Consider the following 13,809-nt stretch of genomic DNA (forward strand, 5'->3'; position numbering starts at 1 on the left):
TCTCCACTATGTAGGGAGTGGGACAGAATTCTTTTAAATTTGTCGTTCACTCCCAGCTTGCTTTGCTTGTAGAATTTCTTGATGAAATTCTCTTTGCTGGGGCCCCCACTCCCAGCTTGCTTTGCTTGTAGAATTTCTTGATGAAATTCTCTTTGCTGGGGCCCCGCCCGCAAGGATGACTAGAACTGAGAAAAGCTTGATTTAAGCGCCTTCTCAGTTCAGTCAGCTACTGCGAACTTGCAAAATAGCTTCATTATATTATTTATGTCCCAGCCTCGCTCTCTGAAGCATTATTTCTCAGATTTTGACGTTTTGCGTTTTTTAATTAATGCAAGGCCTAGGCCTCCTAAAAGTACTGACCATAACGTTGTGTTTGTATCAGTTTGACCTGACTTTGGTAGTGCCTTTGTTACGTTGTCACTCAAAGTATTTGAATGGTTCACCTTATCAGATACTTCACTTGCATGGTTAGTTATCACTTCATGATGACTTGGAGATTGAGTACTTATCACACTCAAGTTATGATTTTTAGATTTTGTTGTTTGTTGATCACTGCTTTCTTCTTGATAATTGTTATGGACACTATGATTCATATTGTGAGAGGTACCTTTATTCTCTACTTCTTTATGTGACTGTGCATTGTTATCTTCTTGATTTGAGATAATCGCGTCACTATCATCTTCATCAATGTCACCACCGACTTCATAAGGTGGTTCTAAGCCCTCATCATTTCCATTATTATCATCAGAAGCATGATTGCCTTCTTCGATACTTGAAGTATCGTTTCCGTTATTAGGATGTTCGCCATTATCTACGTCATGGTTTGTATTTGGTGCTTCATTTTCAGGAGCAGGGTTAACTGAATCATCTTTAGACGCCCCGTTAGTATTTCCCGGGTTATCACTATCTTCTCCATCATCACTTTCTTGATCACCTGTTAAATCTTCTAATTCCCAAGCGGATGTTGTGCCAGATAACTCAAATGACGCAATCAACATTGGTTTACCATTCGGACTGTCTTCAGCACTTTCAAACGTGATGCCCTCAGGTGAAATATCTTTATTATCTGGGTCGTATAAATATTTCACAAAATACGGTTCATTTGGGTTTGTAATATCATAAATCATAATACCACCCACACGTTCTAAACCGACAAAGGCATATGAATGACTACCTACCTTACCAACTACCACATTTTCAGCTTCAGGACCTTTATCATCACTACGGTCATCTACTTTAATGTCATCAGCAGCTTCATAATTAGCATTAAAGCGTTCAGGCAATAAGTCTAAAACGCGTTGCTCAATATCATTACCACTGTCATAAATCATTTCCAAATCAGAGGCTCTTAAGATAGAGAATGAACGACCACCATATGATACCAACGCATTGTATTTCCCATTGGCATCTTTGAACGCATGTGACGTCGTGACTTTCAAACGACCCAATTGTTCGTCATCAAACAAGCCATTCTCCACCATATCATCTAGTTCTGCTTGCGTGTAGCCTTGATAATAACGTGCATCCAATTGAATATCATCTTTCAATTTCTTCACACGTTTTTCCTCAGAATAACCCTCATAATCTTGCGAATCGCCTTCATTTGCGATCAATAAATAGGTTTCACCATTATAGTCATACGTATCGATACCATCTGGCTGCAATAACCCTAATACAGGCACACGTCGCAATTCTGATTTACCATCTTCATCAGACGTATCCATCGCATTTTGGGCAAGTGAATGGTCTTTATACGGTAACCCTTTCACTTGGACGATTTGCCCTTTTGCGATATCAACCTTCGCAATGGCACTGACTTCTTGTAACGTGACATAGGCATATTTACTTTGGCTATCAACCGCAATATATTCTGGTTCAATATTCAAATAGGCATCTTCCGCATTAGGTCCTAAAGCTCGAATACCTTTCTGATGTTCTTCCGTAAACATCGCCGTACGCACATTTTTCGCAGTTACATTTTCAGGACCATTCGTTACATCAATCACTGACACAGAACCTGGTGGGTTGACGGTGTAATCGTCGCTTGGTTCCCCTTCATTGGCTACTAATAAATACTTACCGTCTTTAGAGAAAGTGACCATGTCCGGTAGACTGCCGACCGTCACGTTATTGATATATTCACCATTTGAACCATAAAATACAACATGCCCAGGCTTCGTCTTATCCACTGCTGGCGCCGACACAGCAACATACGCTCCACTCGGATGTACCGTCACGCTTGTTAAATCACCCGCTTCAATTCCATTGTCTTGTAGATAAATGCGCTTCACTAAATTAATAGTGCCATCCTTTCCAGGATGTTTTACATCAATAATATCCAATGCTTCTTTATCGCCATTTACAGAATACGCATAGCCATTCTTTGGATTGTATTTCACAATTTCGGTTCCACCCTTATCGAAATCCGCACCACTTGTATAACGTCCTGTATGCGTGATGTTCAATTGATCTTGACCAGTGCGAGACGCATTCTTTGTACGTTGTGCCGATGTCCATTCAGGTGTTATAGAAAGGATTGCTTTCGGTTGTTGATCTTGCGCGTTCGCATCACGTTGTAACGCATTGAAGAGCACTTGCTTTTGTTGCGAAGACATATGCGTCAGTTGTGATTTAGGCACATCCGCAACTGTGACATCACGCTCTTCTGTAGCCGTTACTTTATTCATTTGCGTTTCTTTTGAAAAAGGGTGTGCGTTCGTACGTGCTACATTTGAGTTTCGTACTTTTTCAGTTGATGTTACGGCATTTTGAGATACATCAGAATGTGCATTTTGGTTAGATTGTTGTGTCGTATGACGTTTTTTTGTTTGTCTGAAGTTAGTCGCTGGTTGCGTTGATTTTTTAGTTTCTTGTGTAGGTGCTTCTTGCGTATTGTTTTGTGATGATGCTTTTTTGGTTTCATGTTGAGGTTGTTCTTGAACTTGTGATTGTTCTGTTTTAGGTTGTTCTTGTGTAGTTGGTGTTTGAGATGTTGTTACATCATTAGATGATTTACTTAGTTGTGTCGTTTCTTTAGTTACTTGTTCTGTTTGATTACTACTTTGATTCTCATTATGTATCGCTTTATCTTCCTCTGTATCCGCTTCTTGAGACGGTACTTGTTCAGTAGATGCTTCTTCCTTAGTTTGAATTTCTTGTGTTGCTATCGCTTTGTTTTGTGGTTGTTCCACACGTTGCGTTGAGGCTTCATGACTCGGTTGTTCCTCGGTTGATTGCGTTTGTTCCGTTGAAACCTTTTCAGAAGTGTTCACCTCATGACTTTCCGCAGCATACGCTTGACCCCCACCTATAAATAATAAACTCCCAACTAGAATAGACGCCGCCCCGATTGAATATTTACGGATCGAATACGCCTCACGCTTATTCCCAAACTGCTTCTTATCCATTAAAAAAATCCCCCTGTAAGATAAAAGTGTATACACCACCATCTTACAAGAGGAATATTTATGGATTATTGGGAGTGAGTAAAGAAATGGTAAAATATTCACTCTCTATGCTACACCTTGACTGTCATCATATATGCTTTCAATAAGTGCTATAATTTCTGAGTCGTCTGGTCCCTGTCTTTTCTCAAATACTTCAATTAACAAAGTATTATATATTTCTCTTATGAATTCTCTTGGTGATTCAGCTGCAAACATTAATTTGAGCATTTTATTAAAATTCTTATGTAAGAACGTTCCATTGAGTATATATTCAAATTCTTCTTTGGAAACACCACACATAATTACATTTTCAATAAATTCTTCTTTAGCTATTCTTAACATTTGTACTGCATCATCTTCTACAAAAGAATCCATTACTTTTTTCGCCGCAAATGTAGAAATAGTCCCACCAATAGTTGCTCCTATAACTGTACCAATGCCTGGGAAAAACATACTACCAAACGCTGCTCCTCCTGCTATACCACCTGACAAGCCAATTCCTGTGGCTACAGTATTTTTAATAAGTTGTTTTTGCGAAATTCTACCTCTCAATACGTTATATACATCAGGTCCAAACATCACAGCTACATTTATCGCAACTAACGTTCCACCTGTAACCGCCTTAGTTGCATTCTTAGAAGTGTTTTGAGCAAATTTACTTGCTATTTTAGTATTGATTAATGTTGTTCCAAGTTTCTTACCTGCTTGGCTTCCAGCAAATTGTGAAGCAATCATAAACGTAAACCCACTATAAGCAATCGGCTTAACAAATGAAATACTGGCCTTTTTAAAAGATTCTTTAGTATCTAGTCCGCTAGTTCTACATGTCCAATAAATCCAAACACTCGATACAATTGCACCTGGCACTGCTGTACTAGCACCATGTATAAAATCTATCCCTGCCGAATATTTAAGTTTTTGAGCTAAAGTTGCAGTTTGTTTTTGACCATTTGCATCTAAGTAAACGGAATGCTTTTTACTATCAAATATACTTGTTTGAGCAATATGAGCTTGATTATAAGTTAGAGCTCCTTTTTTAAGATATTTATACGCATTTTCAGGATTGTTTTCATTAGGAACTGCTCCACCTTTGATTTTTCGTTTCATCTCGTCAAGCGCTTTAGAATATTGATCTTTAGGGACTTCTAAAATCATCATTCTTTTTTCACCATTAATTTCATATGTATACTTAGCCGTTTGATGTTTATCCACGTTATGAAAGGCACTATTAACACTATTTGAAGCTTTTTTATAATATTTTGTTTGAATCAATTTTCCATTAACTATTCTATCTGCACCATTCTTAGAATTATCATATCCTAATCCTTCAGCATTTTTAAATTTCATTCTATCAAATGCCGTTCCAGCGTGTTCCCCTACTACACCATAACCTTTTGCTTTTACTCCATCCCCACTCTCACTAAATCTCGCATTTATTTGAGAACGATTTAAATCTTCATTCATTTGTATGCTAATATTTGAAAATTGAGCATTGCTTGCCGAAGTTGAAAAACTATCAATATTTACATTTCTCTTATTTTTCTCAAAAACATTTTCTAATTTCTCTACTTGTTCATCTTCATTAACTTCTGTCTCAGTGTATAATTTTTTACTTAAAACTTCATTTACTACCTTTGACCAACCAGATTCAATAATAAAGTTTATTTTAATCGCAATTGTGTCTGGTAAATCTTTGATAATTAAATTAGGCCCTTTATAGTAGAGTAAGAAAGATGTCTTACCAATGCGATACTGCTTAAATAAATTTTGAAACGGTATATTAATTTTTTCATTTGTATATTTATCTGTTTTATCATCAGAATTTTTGTTTCTAATTTGTCTATTCAGTACTATTTCATTTGTTGTAATTAAATATCCATACTCCATAAATTTCATTTCATTTTTAGCAGGTTTTGCATTATATATAACTGGAAATACATCTTCAGAAATATTATTTTCCGTTCCCATATTAAAATATTCCGTTCTATTAACTGGAATATCTTCGCCAATCATATCTCCATTAAGTGCTTGATTTTCAATTTGATTTGAAAATTCAATGACATCATTAATAACTGGTTTAATTTGCTTCCAATCAGAAATATTCTTTCTATAAACATAAAAGATTACTCCAGCAGCGATTAATAGAAGAATGACCAAAACTTTAAAGCTTATTGCATATAGAATAATTAACATGATATATAATGCAAACATCATTCCTAGTCCACACACTATCGAGTATGCTAGCGGTAATTTCATTTTCTTGTATAACAATACGCTTAATGCAATAACAAGTAAAAACCCAAAGAACCCCATAATTTATCTCCCTTTAATATTTTTTAATAATTACTTCATTATTATATTTTAACGTTATTTTAATTTCTATAATAAGTTGCAAAAAATCATTTTCATTAATTCAGATTTGATAATAATATTATTTCTCAATAAACTATCTGTCTTTAATATCTTTTTTAGCCAAACCCTATTCACTTGCAAGCTAAGACTATTTATATCAAGAATATCTACACCATCAATCTAAATGTGATTTATAATTGCTTAAATTCCCACTCAACTCACACCAATATTAAAATTTTAAGTCTCTACTTCTACATGTTTTATACAACACTTCATTCTCTTGTGCTATATTTAAACCAAATACTATTTTCTGGGTGATGTTATGAGTTATCAAGGTGAATTGGCGTTAGAGAATGAAGTGATTAAGCAACTAGAATCTCAAGGTTATGAAAGAGTAATCTTAAGAGATCATGACCAATTGGTTAATAATTTCCGTCAAATTTTAAATGAACGAAATATGGACAAACTTAATAATAAACCACTCACTGATACAGAATTTGCACGTTTGATGACTGACATTAGTGACAAGAGTGTCTTTGAAAGTGCAATGCAATTACGTGATAGTTACACACTTGAAAGAGATGACGAGTCAAAGGTGTACTTATATTTCTTAGATACGGAACATTGGTGTCAAAACAAATTCCAAGTTACGAATCAAGTATCAGTCGATGATAAATATAAAGGTCGCTATGACGTGACGATTCTCATTAATGGTCTACCACTTGTTCAAATTGAACTTAAACGTAGCGGTATTGCGATTACACAAGCGTTTAATCAAATTGAACGTTACCGTAAACACAATTACAGAGGCTTGTTCCGCTTCATTCAATTATTTGTTGTAAGTAATAAGAAGGAAACACGTTATTACGCAAATAGTGACAAAGAAATATTCAAAAGCTTTATGTTCTATTGGAGCGATAAAGACAATCGTCGAATTAACAATTTAAAAGAATTTATCCAAGACTTCCTCGACCGTTGTCGCGTGGCCAAAATAATTAGTCGCTATATGATTACAAACGAAACTGATAAACTTTTAATGGCGCTTCGTCCCTATCAGGTATACGCAGTGGAAGCACTCATTAATCGTGCTACCGAAACAAATAATAATGGCTACATTTGGCATACAACTGGTAGTGGTAAGACACTGACATCATTTAAAACGAGTCAAATTCTATCTAGAGATCCTGGCATTAAGAAGGTCATCTTCCTTGTAGACCGTAAAGACTTAGACAGTCAAACACTCGCCGAATTCAATAAATTCCAAATGGATTCAGTTGATTTAACAGTTAATACACATAAACTTTTGAAGCAGCTTGATGATCCTTATCAGAAACTTATTGTTACTACGATTCAGAAGATGTCCAATGCGGTTAAGACTGGTGCTAAAGTGATGGATAAATATAAGGAAGATAAAGTCGTCTTCATCATAGACGAATGTCATCGCACGCAATTTGGCGAAATGCATCGTCTTATTAGACAACATTTCCTTAACGCTCAATATTTCGGTTTCACTGGTACGCCTCGCTTTGAAGAGAATTCAAGTCAAGATGGGCGTGCGACTGCAGATATTTTTGAAAAGTGTTTACACACCTACCTCATCAAAGATGCGATTCGTGATGGCAACGTACTTGGTTTCTCAGTGGAATATATCAGTACATTTGCGCGGGAATTACACGAGATGGACGATACTTATGTCGCTAATATCGATGAAAATGAATTGTGGATGGCTGACGACCGTCTTAAATTAGTAGCTCAACATATGATTGATAATCATCATAAGAAGACGCGTAATCAAATGTATACTTCCATCTTCACTGTACAAAGTATACCGATGGCAATTAAATACTACAAAATCTTCAAACAACTCAAAGAAGAAGGCAAACATGATTTAAATGTTTCTACCATCTTTACTTACGGAGCGAATGAAGATAGTAAACAACAGACGGATAATAAGCATACTAAAGATGAACTTGCCGAAATAATGAAAGACTATAACGCAACCTTCGACAAGAATTATTCACTCGATTCATTCGATGGGTTCTTTAATGACATTTCTAAACGTGTGAAACAAGGTAACCCAGCCGAACGTCTTGATATCCTTATTGTCGTCGATATGTTCCTAACTGGTTTCGATAGTAAGAAGTTAAATACGCTATATGTGGATCGCAACTTGAAATATCATGGTTTAATCCAGGCCTACTCACGTACAAATCGTGTTGAGAAAGAAACAAAGCCTTATGGTAATATCGTTTGTTATCGAAATTTGAAAGACAGTACAGATAGAGCCATTGAGCTCTTTTCACAAACAAACGATACAGATACCGTATTAAGTCCATCATTTGATGTCATATTGTCACAATTCAAGTCAGAGTTAGAACAATTATTCAAACTTGCCCCAACGCCAGATAGTGTAGATGACTTAGAGCGTGAAGAAGACAAGTATCAATTTGTGATGATTTATCGTGCCCTAGCGAGTATTATGCAACGACTTAAAACATTCGACGAATTCTATTTCACAACAGATGTGGTAGGTATTGATGAACAAACGTACGAAGATTATAAGAGTAAATATCTCAATATTTATGATCAAGTCAAAGCAACCAATACTACTGAAAAGACATCTGTTTTAGAAGATATTGACTTTAAAATTGAAGTCCTTAGAAATGATTTAATCAATGTTCAATACATCTTAGACCTTCTTAACAATATCGACTTAACTGATAAAAAACAAACTGAGCGCGTGCGTAATCAAATTAAACAATTATTAGATAAAGCTGACGACGATAAACTTCGACTCAAAGCCGAATTAATTAGAGAGTTCTTAGATAAAGTCATTCCTCAATTAGATGAAGATGCCGTTGTTGAAGATGCTTACTTTAATTTCGAAGAAAAGGTCAAAGAAAAAGAAATTCAAGACTTCGCAGACTCTAAAGAATATCCAGTCGAACTACTTAAAGAAGTCATTAATGAATATGAATTCAGCGGACAATTGGATAATACAGTTGTTGAACAAGGTATTACAGGTGGCTTACTGGTACGTACCCGGAAGATTGAAAACGTCAAATCCTTCGTTCAAGAGACAAGTGAAAAATATGGCGCAGCTAACTGATAAGTTAGGCGGTTTCCCGCTTAACTTATTTTAATTTGTGATTTAAAATAAGAAATAACATATAAAAAAGAAAACAATATATCAAACAATATAACTATTTTTATTAAGGGGGAAACATCAGTGTCAACGACAGAAAAACAACGTCAACAACAAGCTGATCTGCAGAGAAAGTTATGGTCCATCGCCAATGACTTACGCGGAAACATGGACGCAAATGAATTCAAAAACTATATCTTAGGCTTAATCTTCTATCGTTTCTTAAGTGAGAAGAATGAAGAAATCGCTTCAGACTTGCTTAAAGAAGATGGTATCTCATATGAAGAAGCAATGAATAATGATACCTATAAACCTATCGTTGAGAAAGAATTAATCGCACGTATTGGTTTTGTCATTGAACCTCAATACTTATTTAGTAATTTAATTAAAGAAATTGAAAAACAAACATTTCAAATTGAAGATTTAAGCAATGCCGTGAAAAACGTTGAAAACTCTACACGTGGTCACGAAAGTGAAGATGACTTTATCCACCTCTTCGATGACATGGATTTAACATCAAGCCGTCTAGGTAATACAAACGCAAAACGTACACAACTCATCTCAAAAGTAATGGTTCAAATTTCAACACTACCATTCGTACATAGTGACCTTGAAATCGACATGCTTGGTGATGCCTATGAATACTTAATCGGCCAATTCGCAGCGAGTGCAGGTAAAAAAGCTGGTGAGTTCTATACACCTCAACAAGTATCTACAATCTTAGCTAAAATTGTTACAACAGGAAAGCAAGACTTAAAAAGCGTTTACGACCCTACGTGTGGATCTGGTTCCTTACTCCTTCGTGTTGGTGCAGAAGCTAAAGTGCGTCAATACTATGGTCAAGAATACAATAGTACGACATACAACCTAGCTCGAATGAACATGTTATTACATGACGTAAACTACAAACGTTTCCAAATTGAGAATGACGATACGCTTGAAAGTCCTGCCGTTCATGAAGAACGCTTTGATGCCGTTGTGGCTAACCCACCATACAGCGCGAAATGGAGTGCTGATCCATCATTCTTAGATGATGAACGTTTCAGTAACTATGGTAAACTTGCGCCTAAATCTAAAGCCGATTTCGCTTTCATTCAACATATGATTTACCACTTAGATGACAATGGCACTATGGCCGTAGTCTTACCGCATGGTGTATTATTCCGTGGTGCAGCAGAAGGTACCATTCGTAAATATTTAATTGAAGAGAAGAATTACTTAGATGCCGTTATTGGTTTGCCAGCTAACCTATTCTTCGGTACAAGTATTCCAACAAGCATTCTTGTATTTAAGAAATGTCGTGAAGCAAATGACGACGTTGTGTTTATTGATGCTTCTCAATCTTTTGAAAAAGGTAAAAACCAAAACCATCTTACCGATGAAGACGTCAACAAAATCGTTGAAACCTACCGCAATAGAGAAACCATTGATAAATACAGCTACATAGCAACTTTAGAAGAAATTAAAGAAAACGACTATAATCTCAATATTCCAAGATACGTTGACACATTTGAAGAAGAAGAACCAATCGATCTAGACCAAGTCCAACAACAACTCGCAGACATCGATAAAGAAATCGCTGAGATAGAATCAGAAATCAACGAATACCTCAAAGAACTAGGAGTGTTAAAACATGACTGAACCACAAAATACTCCAGAACTCAGATTTCCAGAGTTTGATGATGAGTGGAAAGACTATCAACTTCAAGATGTAATCAAAGTTAATTCAGGAAAAGACTACAAACATCTAAACTCAGGTACATATCCAGTTTATGGAACAGGAGGTTACATGCTAAGTGTTTCTAATTATTTATATGAAAATGATGCTATAGGAATTGGACGAAAAGGTACTATCAATAAACCATTCTTATTAAAAGGTCCATTTTGGACTGTAGACACGTTATTTTATTGCACTCCCTTAAATAAAAATAATTTATATTTTATATTAAGCTTATTTAAAAAAATAAATTGGAAAAAATATGATGAATCCACTGGTGTTCCTAGTTTGAGTAAAGTAACTATAAATAAAGTTAAATGTAAAATACCTCCCACTTTAGAACAAATTAAAATCGGCAAATTTTTTAGCAAACTCGATCGCCAGATTGAGTTAGAAGAAGAGAAACTTGAGTTGCTTGAAGAACAGAAAAAAGGATATATACAAAAAATATTCTCACAGGAATTAAGATTTAAAGATGATAATGGATGTTATTATTCTAATTGGGAAATGAAGAAATTAGATAAGATAGCATATTATAGAAGAGGTTCATTCCCACAACCTTATGGAAATAAAGAGTGGTATGATGAATTAAATGGCGAACCATTTGTTCAAGTTGTTGATGTGGATAAAAATATGAAATTACATGAACAAACGAAACAAAGAATTAGTGACTTAGCAAAACCGAAGAGTGTTAAAGGATATAAAGGTGATGTTGTAGTCACTTTACAAGGAAGTATAGGGCGTGTAGCTATTTTACAATATGACGCATATATTGATAGGACGTTGTTACTAATTAACTCTTTTAAAATAGATATCAACAAGAACTATTTTAAATATGCTCTTTATTTACTATTTTTAAAGGAAAAAGAAAAAGCTCCTGGAGGTACTATTAAAACAATTACTAAAACAGTGCTTTCAAATTTTATAATCAGTGTGCCATCAATTAAAGAACAAGTGAAAATAGGAAATTTTTTAGAGAGATTAGATTATCTAATTGAAAAACAGTCTTCAAAAGTCGAATTATTAAAACAACGCAAACAAGGACTCTTACAGAAGATGTTTGTGTAATTCTGATAAAGTCCTATTATGTTAACTAAAATTCCCAAAAATATAAAAAGTTAGCCACATATTTAAAAGCTAACTTTTTATATTCAACTTGGTAAAATAATTTTTCACCGTGATGATTACATATATTCAGATAAAGATAATTTTTTAGTGCTCAGTATTATATCTTCATCTAGTTTATTCTTGTTTTTTAATTCATCTATTTTACTTATAAACATTTTCTTAAATTCGTCATTAAAGCATATTTCATATAATCTAATTTCTCTTTTCTTGCCGTCACTTCTTAAACTTATTCTCACAAAATTTTTATTAATATAACCAGCTAATTCTTCATTATTAAATTCAAAAATTTCAAATAAATCTGTATCAATATTTATATGCTTTGATATATATTCATAATAATAAGTATATAAATAAAAAACTATGTTAGGTTTTGAACAGTTTTTAATATCTATAGAATTAAATTCAAGTGTTTCAACTACTAACTTTATTTGTTTCTCTTGCAGTTCGTCCGATCTAGCAGGCACAAATTTAGGTAGTAAGTCTAACTTTTGTGAAACATCTATATTATTATTAACTTTTATGATATCTGAATATTGTTTATCTGGTTCCATTTCAAACTTCACTCTTAGATTAGTAATTAATTTGTAAATTAACGAATCAGCATATCTAAATTTTTTATTATAATCATTTTCAGAGAGATAGGCCATTTTTCCCATTAAATTAGTATATAAATTTCTATCTTTAACCACATTTTGGTCTAAAAAACTATCACTTAAAAAATAATAAAACCTTTCTAATTCATCATTATTCTCATTTACAATTTGTATTGATTCATCAATATCAGAAATTATAAAATTATGAACAAATTCATTTGTTATTATTGAGGTTTGATTGCTTTCTATTTTATAAATAACAAAATTTATTTGTTTAGATATTGATGGATAATTGAGCTCTGTATAATTCTCATTATGAAAAAGATTATACACAAAGGACGTGAATTTATAATCACTTTTCAGTCGATTCTTTTCAAATACATTTTGAATTAAAATTTTATTGTCTCTTTTTACGTATGTTTCTTCTAATTCTAAATCATTACTATATATTATATCTAAATTTTCTTTTATAAAATTATATTCTACTTGATGGAATTGATATATATAACTAATAGCCAATAATTCGCTATAATTTATATTAGTATTACTTCTCTCTTCATAATGATATTTAAATAAATTAAGTAATTGTTTAGCTTCTCGAAATGTCCTCTTTTCATTTATGAATATATCTCTAACTATATTCATAATTAAAGTATTGTCTGAATTATACTTTTCAATTGGAACTATTTTCTCTATCTCATTATTTACAAAATTCCAAACATTAAAAGAATCTGTTTTATCTGGCATATATTGAATGTTATTCAATATTTTTTGAACAAATAAATCATCGATATCAGCAATTATTCTTTCATAATCTCCAAGTACAATAATCAAAGAATTTTCAAATATATTTATGCTTGAAATATAACTATATAAAATCTGCCTATTTTGATTATCTATTCTATCAAAATCATCAATAATAAATATAGGTACACGTTTTTTTATAAATCCCCGACATAAATATTGAAATATTTTTTCTATCGAAAGTTTATCTTTTACAAACGTAAGAATACTACTAATTAAAAAGGCAATTAACCACATTAAGATATTTACAGTATTAAATGGGCTAATATTTTTCCAAAGAGATACTATATATTGAAAGGTTGCAAGAACAACCACCAAAGCTAGTGGTAAAAATTTAATCACCCAAAATTTTATTGGGCATGCTTGTAAATATACATAGGAATAAAAACTTTCCATATTTACATTGTCCCAAAAATTTAATCTTATAAACTTTCTTTTAGATAATTTATTGCTTTCATTTTCCAGTAAGTTATTTTCAACTAAATTAATAAAACTACTTTTTCCTATTCCCCATCTACCATTTAACAGTACTGTTCCTTTATAATTGCTATTTATATATTTATCTACAAAGTTTTTTACATCGTTATCTAGTTTTAATTCATCAAGTCAAGTCCAGACTCCTGT

6 protein-coding genes are annotated in these 13,809 nt (G+C 33.3%); 3 read left to right on the top strand and 3 right to left on the bottom strand.

The features are described 5' to 3' along the window. Positions 1–290: 290 nt before the first annotated feature. Positions 291–3,407, bottom strand: a complete 3,117-nt coding sequence (locus KA828_RS12190) for a choice-of-anchor I family protein (RefSeq protein ID WP_204193852.1) — start codon at positions 3,405–3,407, stop codon at positions 291–293. 105 nt (positions 3,408–3,512) lie between these two features. Then, complete coding sequence (locus tag KA828_RS12195) at positions 3,513–5,660, bottom strand: hypothetical protein (protein WP_204193851.1); 2,148 nt, start codon at positions 5,658–5,660, stop codon at positions 3,513–3,515. A 460-nt stretch (positions 5,661–6,120) separates the two neighbouring features. Between KA828_RS12195 and KA828_RS12200 the strand changes: the two genes are divergently transcribed. From KA828_RS12200 to KA828_RS12210, 3 genes are all read left to right on the top strand, one after another. Then, positions 6,121–8,907, top strand: coding sequence for a type I restriction endonuclease subunit R (locus KA828_RS12200; protein WP_204193849.1), 2,787 nt, complete (start codon positions 6,121–6,123; stop codon positions 8,905–8,907). 120 nt (positions 8,908–9,027) lie between these two features. Continuing rightward, positions 9,028–10,584, top strand: coding sequence for a type I restriction-modification system subunit M (locus tag KA828_RS12205; protein WP_210126304.1), 1,557 nt, complete (start codon positions 9,028–9,030; stop codon positions 10,582–10,584). After that, a complete protein-coding gene (locus tag KA828_RS12210; protein ID WP_204193845.1) occupies positions 10,577–11,728 on the top strand; it encodes a restriction endonuclease subunit S in 1,152 nt (383 codons plus the stop codon). Before KA828_RS12205 ends, KA828_RS12210 begins: the two co-directional genes overlap by 8 nt. Positions 11,729–11,844: 116 nt before the next feature. Here KA828_RS12210 and KA828_RS12215 read toward each other — a convergent pair whose 3' ends face one another. Next, entirely contained in the window at positions 11,845–13,740 is a 1,896-nt protein-coding gene (locus KA828_RS12215; RefSeq protein ID WP_210126305.1) for a P-loop NTPase fold protein, read from the bottom strand. Positions 13,741–13,809: the final 69 nt, after the last annotated feature.

The sequence above is a fragment of the Staphylococcus sp. GDY8P85P genome (genome assembly GCF_017892405.1).
Lineage (GTDB): Bacteria > Bacillota > Bacilli > Staphylococcales > Staphylococcaceae > Staphylococcus > Staphylococcus borealis.